The organism is Streptomyces sp. NPDC102490, assembly GCF_044765285.1.
Taxonomy (GTDB): Bacteria; Actinomycetota; Actinomycetes; order Streptomycetales; family Streptomycetaceae; genus Streptomyces.
The window spans coordinates 104747-121623 of record NZ_JBIWJU010000017.1; the positions used below are offsets into that span (position 1 = coordinate 104747).

4 protein-coding genes (1 of these 4 cut by a window edge) are annotated in these 16877 nt (G+C 72.0%); 3 read left to right on the top strand and 1 reads right to left on the bottom strand.

Going from position 1 to position 16877, the window contains the following annotated elements:
* From ACIRGB_RS33125 to ACIRGB_RS33135, 3 genes are all read left to right on the top strand, one after another.
* Positions 1-14303 carry the 3' portion of an SDR family NAD(P)-dependent oxidoreductase gene (locus tag ACIRGB_RS33125; protein WP_403872708.1) on the top strand. It extends 2245 nt beyond the left edge of the window, so 14303 of the gene's 16548 nt are visible here — the last part of the coding sequence; the start codon falls outside the window, past its left edge; the stop codon is at positions 14301-14303.
* A gap of 62 nt (positions 14304-14365) precedes the next feature.
* A complete protein-coding gene (locus ACIRGB_RS33130; protein ID WP_403872710.1) occupies positions 14366-15280 on the top strand; it encodes a proline iminopeptidase-family hydrolase in 915 nt (304 codons plus the stop codon).
* A gap of 77 nt (positions 15281-15357) precedes the next feature.
* Entirely contained in the window at positions 15358-15951 is a 594-nt protein-coding gene (locus tag ACIRGB_RS33135) for a TetR/AcrR family transcriptional regulator (RefSeq protein WP_403872712.1), read from the top strand.
* Positions 15952-15994: 43 nt separating this feature from the next.
* Here ACIRGB_RS33135 and ACIRGB_RS33140 read toward each other — a convergent pair whose 3' ends face one another.
* Complete coding sequence (locus ACIRGB_RS33140; protein WP_403872714.1) at positions 15995-16756, bottom strand: thioesterase II family protein; 762 nt, start codon at positions 16754-16756, stop codon at positions 15995-15997.
* Positions 16757-16877: the final 121 nt, after the last annotated feature.

Below are 16877 nucleotides of genomic sequence, written 5' to 3' on the forward strand. Positions count from 1 at the left end.
ACTTCCGGGCCGTCGCGGAGAGCCTGTCGTTCAGCGAGCCCGTCATCCCGGTGGTGTCCACGGTCACGGGTGAGCCGGCTGTCGGCTGGGACAGCGCGCAGTACTGGGTCGGGCAGGTCCGCGAGGCGGTCCGTTTCGCCGACGCGGTGGGGACGCTGGAAGCTGCCGGGGTATCCCGGTTCTTCGAGTTGGGTCCGGACGGCGTGCTGTCCGCGATGGTCCAGCAGTCCGTCACCGACACCGACGGGGCAGTGGTGGCAGTCGCGGCGACCCGCCGGGACCGCGACGAAGCCGAGACCCTCCTCACCGCCCTCGGCCGGCTGCACACCACCGGCGTCTCCGTCGACTGGGCGGCGTTCTTCAAGGGCACCGGCGCCCGCCGCGTCGACCTGCCCACCTACCCCTTCCAACGCCAGCACTACTGGCTCGACACCCTTGAGTACCTCGCCGACTACTCCTGGCTCGGCAGCGAACTCGGAGGCAATCCCGCCGCCCTCGGACTCTCCGCCGTCGAGCACCCGTTGCTCGGCACGGTCGTCACCCTCCCGGAGTCCGACGGCCTGGTCTTCACCGCGCGGCTGGGTCTCGACACCCACGGCTGGATCGGCGACCACCACGTCCTGGGCTCCGCTCTGCTCCCCGGCACGGCCTTCGTCGAACTCGCCCTCCACGCGGGCGACCACACGGGCTGCGACGTCCTGGAGGAGCTGACGCTCCAATCCCCGCTGATCCTCACCGCCGAGACGGGCGCCCTGCTGCGCGTCACCGTCGGCGGCCCCGACGCCACGGGACGCCGCCCGCTGAGCATCCACTCGCGCGCCGAGGGCGACGAGGGACCGTGGACGCTGCACGCCGAGGGCGTCATCGGGAACGAGACCGCGTCGGTGGACTTCGACTTCACCCAGTGGCCGCCCGCGGGCGCAACCGCGGTCGACACCGAGGACGCGTACGAGCGGCTGCGCGAGCGCGGTTACGGCTACGGACCGGTGTTCCAGGGGCTGAAGGCCGCCTGGCAGCGCGGTGACGAACTCTTCGCCGAGGTGCGGCTGCCCGAGCAGGCCCACGACGACGCGGCCCGGTTCGGGCTGCACCCCGCGCTGCTGGACTCCGCGATGCACGCCGCGCTGCTGGAGGAGGAGGCGAGCGGTGACGAGACGCTGCTGCCCTTCTCCTGGAACGGCGTCGCCCTGCACGCCACCGGTGCCACCGCACTGCGCATGCGCATGGCCTCCGCCGGTTCCGACGCCGTGACCCTGGCCGCCGCCGACACCGAGGGCCGCCCGGTCGTCTCCGTCGGCTCCCTCGTGTCCCGCCCCGTCTCCACCGAACAGCTCGAGCTGGCCCGCAACACCGCCGGACAGCAGCACATGTTCCGGATCGACTGGACGCTGCTGCCGGCCGCCGGGTCCGCCGCGTCACCCGCCCCCGTCACGGAACTCGGCCCCGACGGATTCGACGGCGCCGGGGAACTGCCCCCGGGCGAGGTCGTGCGGCGGCTCGCCTCCCCGGCGGGGGAGGAGGTCCCCGCAGCCGTGCGCGCCGCGGCCGGTGACACCCTGGCCGTCGTTCAGGCGTGGCTCGCCGACGAGCGGTATGCCGACCGGAGGCTGACGCTGGTCACCGAGCGTGCGGTCGCGGCCGTACCCGGCGAGCGTGTCGAAGCCACGCTCGCCCCGGTGTGGGGACTGGTGCGTGCCGCGCAGGCGGAGAACCCCGGCCGGTTCGTCCTCGTCGACACCGACGGCACCACGGAGTCCGAGAACGCGCTGGCCGCCGCCCTCGAGACCGGCGAACCGGAAATCGCCCTGCGCGCCGGTGACATCCGGGTCCCGCGCCTCGCCCGCGCCGCCGTACCCGCCCCGGAGGAGGGGTCCGTCGCGCTCGCCGAGGGCGGGACGGTGCTGGTGACGGGCGGTACGGGTGGTCTGGGTGCGTTGGTGGCGCGGCATCTGGTGGTCGAGTACGGGGTGCGGCATCTGCTGCTGACGAGCCGGCGGGGTGCGGATGCCCCGGGTGCGTCGGAGTTGCGGGCGGAGCTGGCCGGTCTCGGTGCCGAGGTGGAGCTGGCGGCCTGTGACGTCGCCGACCGGGAGGCGCTCGCCGCCCTGCTGGCGGGCATCGACCCCGAGCACCCCCTCACCGCCGTCATCCACGCCGCCGGCGTGGCCCGCAACGGCGTGGTCACGGGGCTCACCCAGGACGACTTCGAGACCGTATTCGCCCCCAAGGCGGATGCCGCATGGCACCTGCACGAGCTGACCGCCGGACTCGACCTGGCCGCGTTCGTGCTGTTCTCCTCCGCCGGAGGAACCCTCTTCGCCGCAGGTCAGGCCGCCTACGCCACCGCCAACGTGTTCCTCGACGCGCTCGCCGTACACCGGCGCGCCGCCGGTCTGCCCGCGACGTCACTCGCCTATGGACTGTGGGGCGTCGACGCAGGTCTGGGCGCCTATCTCGGCGAAGCCGACCTCGTCCGCATGAAGCGCCAGGGCTACCCGCCGCTGACCGTGGAAGAGGGGCTGTCCGCGGTCGACACCGCGTTGCACGAGACCGCCGACGTACCCGCCGTTCTCGTCCCGCTCCGCGTGGACACCGCGACCCTGCGGGCACGCGGCGGCGAGATCGCCCCCCTCCTGCGCGGCCTCGTGCGCACCGCGGCACGCCGTACGGCCGCCTCAGGTCCGGCCGGTGCCTCGGAGCTGGCCCGCCGGCTGGCCGGACAGAGTGCCGAGAAGCGCATCGGGCTGCTGCTGGACCTCGTACGCGGCCACGTCGCGAGCCTCCTCGGCCACTCCTCCGCCGACGCCATCGAGCCGGACCGTGCCTTCAACGAACTGGGTTTCGACTCCCTCGCGGCCGTCGAGCTGCGCAACGTACTCAACGCCGAGACGGGCCTGCGCCTGCCCGCGACCCTGCTGTTCGACTACCCGACCGCACAGGCCGTGGCCCAGCACATCGATGAGTCCTTCGCGGGCGTCGACCACGCCACGGCAGGACCGGTCGTCCCGGTCACCGCGGTCCGTGACGACGAGCCCATCGCCATCGTCTCGATGGCCTGCCGTTATCCGGGCGGTGTCACCTCGCCCGAGGACCTGTGGAAGCTGGTCGCCGACGGGGTGGACGCCATCGACGGCTTCCCCACCGACCGGGGCTGGGACCCCGACGTCTACGACCCCGAGCCCGGCAAGCCCGGCAAGTCCTACGTCAACCAGGGCGGTTTCCTGCACGACGCCGCCGACTTCGACGCCGCCTTCTTCGGGATCTCGCCCAGCGAGGCCCTCGCCATGGACCCACAGCAGCGGCTGCTGCTGGAGACCTCCTGGGAGACCCTGGAGCGGGCCGGCCTGGACCCCGACTCGCTGCGGGGCAGTTCCGTAGGTGTCTTCGCCGGCCTCATGTACCACGACTACGGCATGGGCCACGGCGGCGGCAGCACCAGCGGCGGCAGCCTCGTCTCCGGCCGCATCGCCTACACCCTCGGCCTGGAGGGCCCGGCGGTCACGGTCGACACGGCCTGCTCGTCCTCGCTGGTCGCCCTGCACTGGGCGATGCAGGCGCTGCGCTCCGGTGAGTGCTCGATGGCCCTGGCCGGCGGCGTCGCCGTGATGGCCACCCCCGAGATGCTGGTGGAGTTCAGCCGTCAGCTCGGCCTGGCGCCCAACGGCCGTTCCAAGTCCTTCGCGGCGGGTGCCGACGGCACCGGCTGGGGTGAGGGCGTCGGGATGCTGCTGGTGGAGCGGTTGTCGGACGCACAGCGGCTGGGGCACCCGGTGCTGGCCGTCATCAGGGGCTCCGCCGTCAACCAGGACGGGGCCAGCAACGGCTTCTTCGCTCCCAATGGTCCGTCGCAGCGGCGGGTGATTCGGCAGGCGTTGGCGTCGGCGGGGTTGTCGGCTGCGGATGTGGACCTGGTGGAGGCGCATGGTACGGGGACGACGCTGGGTGATCCGATCGAGGCGCAGGCTCTGCTGGCGACGTATGGGCAGGATCGGGTGGAGGGTCGTCCGTTGTGGCTGGGTTCGCTGAAGTCGAACATCGGTCATACGCAGGCGGCTGCGGGTGTGGCGGGGATCATCAAGGTTGTCGAGGCGATGCGGCACGGGGTGCTGCCCAAGACGCTGCATGTGGATGAGCCGTCGCCGCAGGTGGACTGGTCCGCCGGCGAGGTGGAGCTGTTGACGCAGGCGCGTGCGTGGCCGGAGCTGGAGCGTCCGCGCCGGGCGGGTGTCTCCTCCTTCGGCATCAGCGGCACGAATGTCCATGTGATCGTCGAGCACGATCCGTCCCTCGCGGGGGTGGACACTGCCGCTCCTGTCTCGGAGGGGCAGTTCAGTGGTGCGGTGCCGTGGGTGGTGTCGGCGAAGACGGCGGACGCACTGACGGTGCAGGCGGAACGGCTGCTCGCGCATGTCCAGGAGCAGGATGGGCTGTCGCCCGTGGATGTCGGCTTCTCCCTGGCCGCCAGCCGGGCGCTCCACGACCACCGGGCGGTGATCGTCGGCCGGGACCGGGATGAGCTGGTGAAGGGCCTGGCGGCGCTGGCGGCGGGTCGTGGCCCGGTGTCCGGGCGTCGTACGGCTGGCAGGACTGCGTTCGTGTTCACGGGGCAGGGTGCGCAGCGGCTGGGAATGGGCCGCGGCCTGTATGAGGCGTTCGGCGCATACGCGGAGGCGTTCGACGCGGTGGTCGCCGCGGTGGACGAGCACCGTGAGGGGCCGTCGCTGCGTGAGGTGATGTGGGGCGACGATGCGGAGACTCTGAACCGGACCGAGTACGCCCAGCCCGCGTTGTTCGCGGTTGAGGTGGCGTTGTTCCGGCTGGTGGAGTCCTGGGGGGTGCGGCCCGACTACCTGGCGGGGCACTCGATCGGGGAGCTGGCCGCCGCTCATGTGGCGGGCGTGCTCTCGCTGGGGGACGCGGCGCGTTTGGTGGTGGCGCGGGGCCGGTTGATGCAGGCCCTGCCGTCGGGTGGTGCGATGGCGGCGGTGCAGGCCACGGAGGCGGAAGTCTTGCCGATGCTGACGGACGACGTGTCCGTCGCGGCGGTCAACGGCCCGACCTCCGTGGTCGTCTCGGGCGCGGAGCAGTCGGTGTCCGCGTTGGTGGAGCACTTCACCACTCTCGGCCGTAAGACGAGCCGGCTGAAGGTGTCGCACGCCTTCCACTCGCCGCTGATGGAACCGATGCTGGACGACTTCCGGACCGTCGCGGAGAGCCTGTCGTACACCGAGCCGGTCATCCCGGTGGTGTCCACGGTGACCGGTGAGCCGGCTGTCGGCTGGGAAAGTGCCCAGTACTGGGTCGGCCAGGTCCGAGAGGCGGTCCGTTTCGCCGACGCAGTGCGCACGCTGGAGGCTGCCGGGGCATCCCGGTTCCTGGAGCTGGGTCCGGACGGCGTGCTGTCCGCGATGGTCCAGCAGTCCCTCACCGACACCGGTACTGACTCGGGTGTGGTGGCGGTCGCGGCGACCCGCCGGGACCGTGACGAAGCCGAGACCCTCCTCTCCGCCCTCGGCCGGCTGCACACCACCGGTGTGTCCGTCGACTGGGCGGCGTTCTTCGAGGGCACCGGCGCCCGCCGCGTCGACCTGCCCACCTACTCCTTCCAGCGCCAGCGGTACTGGGTCGACTCGCTCCCCGGGGGCGAAGTCGACCTGGGGGCGGCCGGTCTGGAGAGCGTGCAGCACCCCTTGCTGACGGCGGCGCTGACCGCTCCGGACACCGACTCGGTCGTCCTGACCGGTCGCCTCGCGGCAGGAACCCAGCGTTGGCTGACCGACCACGAGGTGCTGGGCAGCGTTCTGCTGCCGGGTACCGCGTTCGTCGAGATGGCCGTGCGCGCCGGAGACCAGGTCGGCTGCGGCCGGGTCGAGGAGCTGTTGCTCCACGCCCCCCTGGTCCTGCCCGAGCGGGGCGGCGTCTCCCTCCAGGCGGCGGTCGGTGCACCCGACCCGTCCGGCTCCAGGACGCTGAGCATCCACTCCCGTTCCGACGAGGCCGGCGGGGCCGACCTCCCCTGGGTTCTGCACGCGACCGGCATGCTCGCACCGGCCACCGGCGCCGCTCCCGCCGAGGAGCTGGCCGTCTGGCCGCCCACCGGCGCGGAGGCCGTACCGGTGGACGGGGCGTACGAGTGGCTGCGTGAGTCCGGCTACCACTACGGACCGGTGTTCCAGGGGCTCAAGGCCGCCTGGCGGCGGGGTGAGGAGCTGTTCGCCGAGGTCGACCTCCCCGAGGACGCTCACGCCGATGCCGCCCGGTACGGTCTGCACCCCGCTCTGCTGGACGCGGCCCTGCACGTCAATCTCGTCGCCGCCGACGGCGAGGACGAACACACCCTGGTGCCGTTCGCCTGGCACGGGGTGGAACTGCATTCCACGGGCGGTACCGCGCTGCGGGTGCGGGTGTCCCCCCAGGAGGTCGAGGGTTCCGCGTCGGGCACGGCCCTCTTCATGACCGACCGCACGGGGCGGCCCGTCATGTCCGTCTCCGCGCTCGTGGCCCGCGAGGTCTCCCCCCAGCAGCTCGCCGCCGCCGACGGCGAACGCAACCAGGGTCTCTACGGCGTCGAGTGGACGCGCATATCCCTGCCCGAGAGCACGGGCCCGGCCGACGACTGGACCGTCGTCGGTCCCGATGCCGACCTGCTCGGCACCCTCACCGGTCACCGCTGCCCGGACCTCGCCGAGCTGGCCGCTCGCGTCGAAGCGGGCCTGCCCATGCCCGGCCATGTGCTGTACCCCGTCACGGTGGACACCGAGGACGGTGTCGTCTCCGGCCTGCACGACGCGGTACGCCGGGTTCTCGGCACGGTGCAGGAATGGCTGACCGACGAGCGGTTCGAAGGCTCCCGACTGGTGCTGGTCACGCGTGACGCGGTCTCCACCACCACCGACCCGGCGACGGGGCCCGACCCACTGAGCGAGAACTCCGTGGTTGCGGGTGCTGTGTGGGGGTTGGTGCGGGCGGCGCAGAGTGAGCATCCGGATCGTTTTGTGCTGGTGGATGTGGATGGTTCGGCGGGGTCGGTGGGTGTGCTGGGTGGGGTGCTTGCTGGTGGTGAGGGGGAGGTGGTGGTGCGTTCGGGTGTGGTGTGGGTGCCGCGTCTCGCCCGGGCTGCCGTGCCCGTGTTGGGGGAGGGGTCTGTCGCGTTCGCTGAGGGCGGGACGGTGTTGGTGACGGGGGGTACGGGTGGTCTGGGTGCGTTGGTGGCGCGGCATCTGGTGGTGGAGTACGGGGTGCGTCATCTGCTGTTGACGAGTCGGCGTGGGTTGGCTGCTCCGGGTGCGGTGGAGTTGCGTGAGGAGTTGGTGGGGCTGGGTGCTGAGGTGGCGGTGGTGGCGTGTGATGTGTCGGATCGGGGTGCGGTGGCGGCGTTGGTGGGGTCGGTGCCGGTGGAGCATCCGTTGACGGGGGTGGTGCATTCGGCGGGTGTGCTGGATGACGGTGTGGTGGGTGCGTTGTCGGTGGAGCGGTTTGCGGGGGTGTTGGGGCCGAAGGCGGATGCGGCGTGGTATTTGCATGAGTTGACGTGTGGTTTGGGGCTTTCGGCGTTTGTGTTGTTCTCGTCGGTGGCGGGGACGTTGGGTGGTGCGGGGCAGGCGAATTACGCGGCTGCGAATGTGTTTTTGGATGCGTTGGCGGTTCATCGTCGTGGGCTGGGGTTGCCGGCGGTGTCCATGGCCTGGGGCCTGTGGGACACCGGCCTCGGCATGGGCGGGGAACTCGACGCCGCTGCCGTCGCCCGCCTGAAGCGCCAGGGCTTCCCGCCCCTCACCGTCGAACAGGGTCTGGAACTCTTCGACCTGGCCATCGGCTCCCCGGCACCGCTGTCCCTGCTGGTCCACCTCGACCTGGCGGCGCTCCGTGCGCAGGCGGCTTCCGGATTCGTCCTGCCCGCTCTGCGCGGCCTGGTGCGGGTGCCGGCGCGGCGGGTGGCTCGTAATGCGGGGGGTGAGGCTGGGTTCGGGGCGCGTGTGGCGGCGCTTTCGGCCGAGGAGCGGTTGCGTGTGGTGCTGGAGGTGGTGCGTGGGCAGGTGGCGGAGGTTCTCGGTCATGCGTCGTCGGATGCGGTGGAGCCGGACCGGGCGTTCAACGAGCTGGGTTTTGATTCGCTGGCGGCTGTGGAGCTGCGTAACCGGTTGGGTGAGGTCTGTGGGCTGAGCCTTCCGGCGACGTTGGTGTTCGACCATCCCACTTCGCAGGCGGTGGCCGGGTTCCTGGTGGCCGAGCTGACCGGCGCGGTGGAAGGTGCCGGGGTCGTCGCGGACCGTTTGGCCGTGGACGACGATCCGATCGCGATCGTGTCGATGGCGTGCCGTTATCCGGGCGGGGTCGCCTCGCCGGAGGACCTGTGGCGGATGGTCGCGGACGGAGTCGACGGGGTGAGCGGGTTCCCGACCGACCGTGGCTGGGACCCGGACGTATACGACCCGGAGCCGGGCACGCCGGGCCGCACGTACACCCGTGAGGGCGGCTTCCTGCACGAGGCGGCCGGGTTCGACCCCGGGTTCTTCGGGATCAGCCCGAACGAGGCCCTGTACATGGACCCACAGCAGCGGCTGCTGCTGGAGACGGCCTGGGAGGTCTTCGAGCGCGCGGGTATCGATCCGGGGACGCTGCGGGGCAGTTCGACCGGCGTGTTCGCCGGGATGATGTACCACGACTACGCCGACAACAACAACACCGGATCGATCGCCTCGGGCCGGCTCTCCTACGTCTTCGGCCTGGAGGGCCCGTCGGTCACCGTCGACACGGCCTGCTCGTCCTCCCTGGTCGCCTTGCACTGGGCGATCCAGGCACTGCGCTCCGGTGAGTGCTCGATGGCCCTGGCCGGCGGCGTCGCCGTGATGGCCACCCCGGACGTCTTCATCGAGTTCAGCCGCCAGCGCGGTCTGGCATCCGACGGCCGCTGCAAGTCCTTCGCGGCGGGTGCGGACGGCACCGGCTGGGGCGAGGGCGTGGGGTTGCTGTTGGTGGAGCGGCTGTCGGACGCGCGGCGGCTGGGACACCCCGTCCTGGCGGTGGTGCGGGGTTCTGCGGTCAATCAGGATGGTGCGTCCAATGGGCTGACGGCTCCCAATGGTCCCTCGCAGCGGAGGGTGATTCGTCAGGCGTTGGCGTCGGCGGGGTTGTCGGCCGCGGATGTGGATCTGGTGGAGGCGCATGGCACGGGGACGACGCTGGGTGATCCGATCGAGGCGCAGGCTCTGCTGGCCACGTATGGGCAGGATCGGGTGGAGGGTCGTCCGTTGTGGCTGGGTTCGCTGAAGTCGAACATCGGTCATACGCAGGCGGCTGCGGGTGTGGCGGGGATCATCAAGGTCGTCGAGGCGATGCGGCACGGGGTGCTGCCCAAGACGCTGCATGTGGATGAGCCGTCGCCGCAGGTGGACTGGTCCGCCGGTGAGGTGGAGCTGTTGACGCAGGCGCGTGCGTGGCCGGAGCTGGAACGCCCGCGCCGGGCGGGTGTCTCCTCCTTCGGCATCAGCGGCACCAACGCCCACGTGATCATCGAACACGTGGCACCAACGGAGGCAGAGCCGGAGACCGCTGCGCCGGAGCCTGGTGTGGTGCCGTGGGTGGTAACGGCGAAGTCCGCCGACGCACTGACGGCGCAGGCGGAACAACTGCTCGCACATGTCCAGGAACAGCAGGACAGCCTGTCCCCGGCAGACGTGGGCTTCTCCCTGGCCGCGGGCCGGGCGCTCCACGACCACCGGGCCGTGATCGTCGGCCGGGACCGGGACGAACTCGTGCAGGGCCTGGCGGCTCTCGCCGCGGGTCGTGGCCCGTTGTCCGGGCGCCGTACGGCTGGCAGGACCGCGTTCGTGTTCACCGGTCAGGGTGCGCAGCGGCTGGAGATGGGCCGCGGGCTGTATGAGGCGTTCGGAGCCTTCGCGGAGGCGTTCGACACCGTGCTGGCCGCGGTGGACGAACACCTCGAAGGAGCGTCGCTGCGTGACGTGATGTGGGGCGACGACCCGGAGACCCTGAACCGTACGGAGTTTGCTCAGCCCGCGTTGTTCGCGGTTGAGGTGGCGTTGTTCCGGCTGGTGGAGTCGTGGGGTGTGCGGCCCGACTACCTGGCCGGGCACTCGATCGGGGAGCTGGCCGCCGCTCACGTGGCGGGCGTGCTGTCCTTGGATGACGCCGCGCGTTTGGTGGTGGCGCGGGGCCGGTTGATGCAGGCCCTGCCCTCCGGCGGTGCGATGGCAGCCGTGCAGGCCACCGAGGCGGAAGTCCTGCCCCTGCTGACGGACGACGTGTCGGTGGCGGCCGTCAACGGCCCGACCTCCGTCGTGGTCTCGGGTGCGGAGCAGTCGGTGGCGGCCGTGGTGGAGCACTTCACCACTCTCGGCCGTAAGACGAACCGGCTGAAGGTGTCGCACGCGTTCCACTCCCCGCTGATGGAACCGATGCTGGACGACTTCCGGGCCGTCGCGGAGAGCCTGTCGTTCACCGAGCCGGTCATCCCGGTGGTGTCCACGGTCACGGGCGAGCCCGCTGTGGGCTGGGACAGTGCCCAGTACTGGGTCGGCCAGGTCCGCGAGGCCGTCCGCTTCGCCGACGCGGTGCGCACACTGGAGGCTGCCGGGGTATCCCGGTTCCTGGAGCTGGGTCCGGACGGTGTGCTGTCCGCGATGGTCCAGCAATCCGTCACCGACGCTGACGGGGGAGTGGTGGCGGTCGCGGCGACCCGCCGGGACCGCGACGAGGCCGAGACCCTCCTGTCCGCCCTCGGCCGGCTGCACACCACCGGTGTGTCCGTCGACTGGGCGGCGTTCTTCGCGGGCACCGGTGCCCGCCGCGTCGACCTGCCCACCTACCCCTTCCAACGCCAGCACTACTGGCACCTCGGCGACGACACCGGCTCCAGCCCCGGTGCCATGGGCCTCGACTCGGTCGAGCACCCGTTGCTCAGCGCCGTGGTGGCGCTGCCCGACACGGACGGGTACGTGTTCACCGGCCGCCTGTCCACCGGTACCCACCGGTGGATCGCGGACCACGACGTACTCGGAAGCGTGCTGCTGCCCGGCGCGGCCTTCGTGGATCTGGCGCTCGCCGTCGCGGAGCAGGTCGGCTGCGACAGCATCGGCGAACTCACCTTGCAGGCACCGCTGGTGCTCGCCGAGGAACGCGGCGTCGCGCTGCGGGTCGCCGTCGGCGGCCCCGACGACTCCGGCGCCCGCGACATCGCGATCCACTCCCGTACCGAGGGCGCGGACGAACCGTGGGTGCAGCACGCCGAGGGCCACCTCGGCACCGGTCGGCGCCCGGCGCCCGCGTACGACTTCACCCAGTGGCCGCCCGAGCAGGCCAGGACCATCGAGGTCGACCACGCGTACGAGACACTCGCCGAGTACGGCTACCACTACGGGCCCCTGTTCCAGGGCATCAGGGCGGCCTGGCGACGCGGTGACGAGCTGTTCGCCGAGGCCGCGCTGCCCGAGGACGCCTCCCCGGCCGCCTTCGGCATCGATCCGGCGCTGTTCGACGCGGCGATGCACGTCATGCCGCTGGCCGGGCTGCGCGAGGACGACGAGGGAGGCCAGACGCTGCTGCCCTTCTCCTGGGGCGGCGTCACCCTCCAGGCCGTGGGCGCCCGGGCGGTGCGGGTGCGCATCGCGCCCACCGGACCGAAGGCCGTCACCCTCGAACTGGCCGACCCCTCGGGCGCACCGGTCGCCCACGTGGCGGAGCTGAGTCTGCGGGAGGCGTCCCCGGAGTCGCTCTCCGGCGCGGCGGGCCCGCAGGGCTCGCTGCTGCGCGTCGACTGGGTCGCGGCCCCGGCGCTGCCGGCGGCCGGCGGCCGGAGCCTGGCCGTCGTCGGCACGGCCGAGCCCGGGATCGACGCCCCGGTCCACGCCGGGCTGGCCGAGCTCGCCGACACGGTCACCAGCGGCGCGGCCAGCATGCCGGACACGGTGATCGTCCGTGTCGGGACCGGTTCCGGTGACGTGCCCTCCGCCGTCCGCGACACCACGTACCGCACCCTGGACCTGCTCCAGCAGTGGCTCGGTCAGGAGGTGTTCGGCTCCTCGACGCTCGCGCTGGTGACCACGGACGCCACCAGCGCCCTGGACCAGGCTCCGGTGTGGGGGCTGGTGCGTGCCGCGCAGGCGGAGAACCCCGGCCGGTTCGTCCTCGTCGACACCGACGGCACCACGGAGTCCGGGAACGCGCTGGCCGCCGCCCTCGAGACCGGCGAACCGGAGGCGGCTCTGCGTAACGGTGAGCTGCTGCTGCCGAGACTGGTGCGCACCGGGGCCGGCGCGCAGCCGACCGGGGACGACCTCTTCGGTCCGCGGGACACGGTGCTGGTGACGGGCGGTACCGGTGGTCTGGGTGCGTTGGTGGCGCGGCATCTGGTGGCCGAGTACGGGGTGCGTCGTCTGCTGCTGACGAGCCGGCGGGGTGCGGATGCCCCGGGTGCGGTGGAGTTGCGGGCGGAGCTGGCCGGTCTCGGGGCCGAGGTGGAGCTGGCGGCCTGTGACGTCGCCGACCGGGAGGCGCTCGCCGCCCTGCTGGCGGGCATCGACCCCGAGCACCCGCTGCGCGGCATCGTGCACGCCGCCGGTACGGCGCACAACGGGCTGGTGTCCTCGCTCACCCCCGAACAGGTGGAGATCTCCCTGCGGCCCAAGGTGGACGCCGTGTGGCACCTGCACGAGCTGACCGCCGGACTCGACCTGGCCGCCTTCGTGGTCTTCTCCTCCTCGGGCGGCCTGGTGATGGCCGCGGGCCAGGGCGGCTACGCGGCGGCCAACGTCTTCCTGGACGCCTTCGCCGCGCACCGCAGGGCGCTGGGCCTGCCGGCCACGTCCCTCGCCTACGGGCTGTGGGACACCGACACCGGCCTGTCCCAGTGGCTGACCGACGCCGACCGGGAGCGCATGCGGCGCCAGGGCCTGCCCGCCCTGCCGGTCGCCGACGGTCTGGCGGCCTTCGACGCGGCGCTCCGCAGCGAGTACGCCACCCTCGTACCGGTCAAGGTCGAACCCCAGGGGCTGCGTGGCCGCGGTGAGGGGCTGCCGGCGCTGCTGCGCGGTCTCGTCCCCGCCACCAGGCGCAGGGCCGCGGCCGGCGACGACCCCGGCGCCCTGCGCCGCCGGCTCGCGGCGCTCGCCCCCCAGGAGCGGGAGCAGGCCGTCCGGGAGCTGGTCCTCGGCCACGCCGCGGCCGCGGTCGGACACGCGGACGCCGCCGCGGTCGACCCGGAACGCGACTTCCTGGAGATCGGCTTCGACTCGCTGGCGGCGATGGAACTGCGCAACGTCCTGACCTCGGCGACCGGGCTGCGGCTGCCGCCCATGGTGGTCTTCGACAGCAAGACCCCGGCCGGACTGGCCCGCGCCCTGGTCGAGGAACTCGCCTCCCACCTCGACGGCGCCGCGCAGGACGCCACGGCCGCCGAGCCGGCCGCTCCCGACGGCCCCCCGGCGGTCCGGGTCTCCGAGACGCTGACCGAGCTGTTCCGCCAGGCGGTGCTGTCCGGGCAGGTGGTCCAGGGCTTCGACCTGCTGCGGGCGGTGGTCGGGCTGCGCGAGCGGTTCGACGCGGCGGAGGAACTGGAGCGGGTGCCGGCCGCGGTGAAGCTGGCCGACGGCCCCGGCCGGCACCGGCTGATCTGCGTCTCCTCGCCGATGGCGACGGCCGGACCGCAGCAGCACGCCCGGCTGGCCGCGCCCTTCCGGGGAGTACGCGGGGTGAGCGCCCTGAACACCCAGGGCTTCGCCGCCGGCGAGGCGCTGCCGACCGGTGTCGAGGCGGTCACCGCCACCTTCGCGGAGAGCATCCTCCAGGCGGCGGAGGGCGAGCCGTTCGTCCTGGTCGGCTACTCGGCGGGCGGCATCATCGCCCACGAGGCCGCCGCCTACCTGGAACGCGTGAAGGGCGTCAAGCCGTCCGGTGTCGTCCTGCTGGACACCTATCAGGTGGACACGGACAGCGACGACTCCAACGAACTGATGCGGCAGCTGTTCATCGCCCTGGTGGGCAAGGACTCCGAGTACGGCATGTTCGACAGCACGGTGCTGTCGGCCATGGCCTGCTACTTCGACCTCGTGCCCCAGTTCCGGATCACGTCGGTGCAGTGCCCGGTGCTCTTCGTCGGCGCGGAGCAGCCGTTCTCCCCGGACGGGACCGTCGTGGTACCGGAGGACGACGGCTGGGCCGCCAAGCCGTGGAACGACCGGCAGGCGCACCGCACCCTGCCCGTCAACCACTTCAGCATGATCGAGACGCACGCCGCGGTCACCGCCGCCGTGGTCGAGGAATGGCTCGCCACGCTCGACCAGTAGCCGTACCCGCCCGGGGGCGGGCCCGTCGCGGACCCGCCCCCGCACCACCGGAAGGCAGCAGCATGCCCCCCGCGCGCACCGCGCCCAGCAGCAAGGGAACCGTCCCCTTCGGTCCCTACAAGACCTGGTACCGGGTCACCGGAGACCTGGACAGCGGGCATCCCGCCCTGGTCGTCGTCCACGGCGGCCCGGGCAGCACCCACGACTACCTGCTCCGCCTCGCGGAGTTCTCCGCCCACGGCCGGCCGGTCGTCCACTACGACCAACTGGGCAACGGCGGCTCCACCCACCTGCCCGAACGCGGCCCCGACTTCTGGACCGTCGACCTGTTCCTCGCCGAGCTGCGCAACCTCGTCCAGCGGCTCGGCCTGAAGGACTACGTCCTGTTCGGACAGTCCTGGGGCGGGCTGCTGAGCGCGAAGTACGCCTCCACGCGTCCGGCGGGGCTGCGGGGGCTCGTCATCGCCAACGCGCCGGCCTCGTACCCGCTGTGGCTGGAGGAGATGGAGATCCTGCGGTCCCGGCTGCCTCCCGGGGTGGACGAGACCCTGCGCCGGCACGAGGCGGCCGGGACCACCGACACGGAGGAGTACCACGCCGCGGCCATGCACTTCTACGAGCGGCACGTGTGCCGGCTCAAGCCGTGGCCCCGGGACTGGCAGGCGACGTTCTACGAACTCTTCAACGACCCGACCGTGTACTACGCGATGAACGGGCCGAGCGAGTTCCACGTCAACGGCACCCTCAAGGACTGGGGCGTGCTCGACTGCGCCGCGGACATCGCGGTGCCCACCCTGCTGATCTCCGGACGCCACGACGAGGCGACCGAGCGGACCGTGCAGCCGTACGCGGACCTCATCCCCGACGTGCGCTGGGAGATCCTGGAGGAGTCCAGCCACGTGCCGCACCTGGAGGAGCCCGAGCGGTTCGACGCCGTGCTGCACGACTTCCTCACCACGGTCGGCCAGGGTGGCTGAAACCCCCCGGAACGACCCGATGACCGATCCGACCTGGATATATATACGTCCGTCCCACTGCGAGGTAGGGTTCATTCATGGGACACCGTGATGATTTGATCGATGGCGCCATGCAGTGCCTTCGGGAGAAGGGCTACGCCCGAACGACCACGCGTGACATCGTCGCGGCTTCGAAGACCAACCTGGCGTCCATCGGCTACCACTACGGGACGAAGGAGTCGCTCCTGCGGGCGGCGCTCATCAAGTCCATGGACGAATGGGGCACGGAGACCTTCGCCGCGGTCGCCGAGGAGACCTCGGACGTCGCCGCGGACGATCCGCTGGCCCGTTTCGAAGCCGTCTGGACCAAGATCATCAATGCGGTTCCGGAGAACCGTGCCCTCTGGGTGCTCAGCTTCGAGGTCTTCGCCCAGCTCGACCACGACGACGAACTGCGCGCGTTCATGGCCCAGGCCATGCCGGACGCCTACGAGGCCTTCGCGGAGCTCTTCGGCGGCCTGACCGCCACCGCCGACCCGCAGTCCGCCCGCCTGGTCGGCATGCTCTGCCACTCCCTGCTGACCGGTGTGCTGTCCCAGTGGCTGATCGACCCGGAGAACGCGCCGTCCGGCCACGACCTGACCGAAGCCCTCCGCCTGATCACCGGGATCCGCGCCACCGCGACCGCCTGAGCGGGCCCCTCGCACCCGCGGGGGCCCGCTCGGGCGGCGTCGGCTACACGAGCGACAGCACACGCTCCCGGATCAGCGAGATCACCTTCGGCGCCTGTTCGTTCAGGTAGAAGTGACCGCCCGTGAACCACGTGAACTCCGCCTCCGCGGACGTGTGCTCGCGCCAGCCGTCCGCCTCCTCGGCCGTCACCTCCGGATCGGTCCTGCCGTTCAGCACGAGCACCGGGCAGGACAGGGGCGGCCCCGGACGGAAGCGGTAGGTCTCCGCCGCCTTGTAGTCGGCCCGGATGGCGGGCAGCGCCATGCGCAGCACCTCGTCGTCGGCGAGCACCGCCGTGTCCGTACCGCCCATCCTCTTGATCGTGGCCAGCAGCCGCTCGTCGTCCTGGAGATGGGTGAACTCCCGCTCCCGGTGGCGCGACGGGGCCCGCCGGCCCGACGCGAACAGCGTCAGCAGGCGGGTGCCCCGCTCCTCCAGCCGCAGCGCGACCTCGAACGCCAGCGTCGCCCCCAGGCTGTGCCCGAAGAACGCGAGCGGACGGTCGCACCACGGTGCCAGCTCCGCCGCCACCAGATCCGCCATGCGCCGTACGTCGTCCACGCACGCCTCCCGGCGGCGGTCCTGACGGCCCGGGTACTGCACGGCCGCCACGTCCACGGCGGGCGACAGGGCACGGGAGACCGGAAAGTAGTAGCTGGCGGAGCCGCCCGCGTGCGGGAAGCACACCAGCCGGGCCGGAGCGTCCTCGGCGGGGTGGAACCGGCGTACCCAGTTGCCCGTCGTGGTCGTCGTCGCATTGGTCATGGGCCCATTCAAGGCACAGTCGGCCGGACTGAGAACCCTCCCCCACCCCTGAATCCCGGGCGCCGACCCCGGTATCTGCCGGTACGAGCCGCTGTGCGCGCCGGTTAGGGGTGTTCGGCCG

Bases quoted from the DNA above. Each gene is read 5' to 3' on its own strand.
- ACIRGB_RS33130 (WP_403872710.1), top strand. From the start codon at position 14,366: ATGCCCCCCGCGCGCACCGCGCCCAGCAGCAAGGGAACCGTCCCCTTC.
- ACIRGB_RS33135 (WP_403872712.1), top strand. From the start codon at position 15,358: ATGGGACACCGTGATGATTTGATCGATGGCGCCATGCAGTGCCTTCGG.
- ACIRGB_RS33140 (WP_403872714.1), bottom strand. From the start codon at position 16,756: ATGACCAATGCGACGACGACCACGACGGGCAACTGGGTACGCCGGTTC.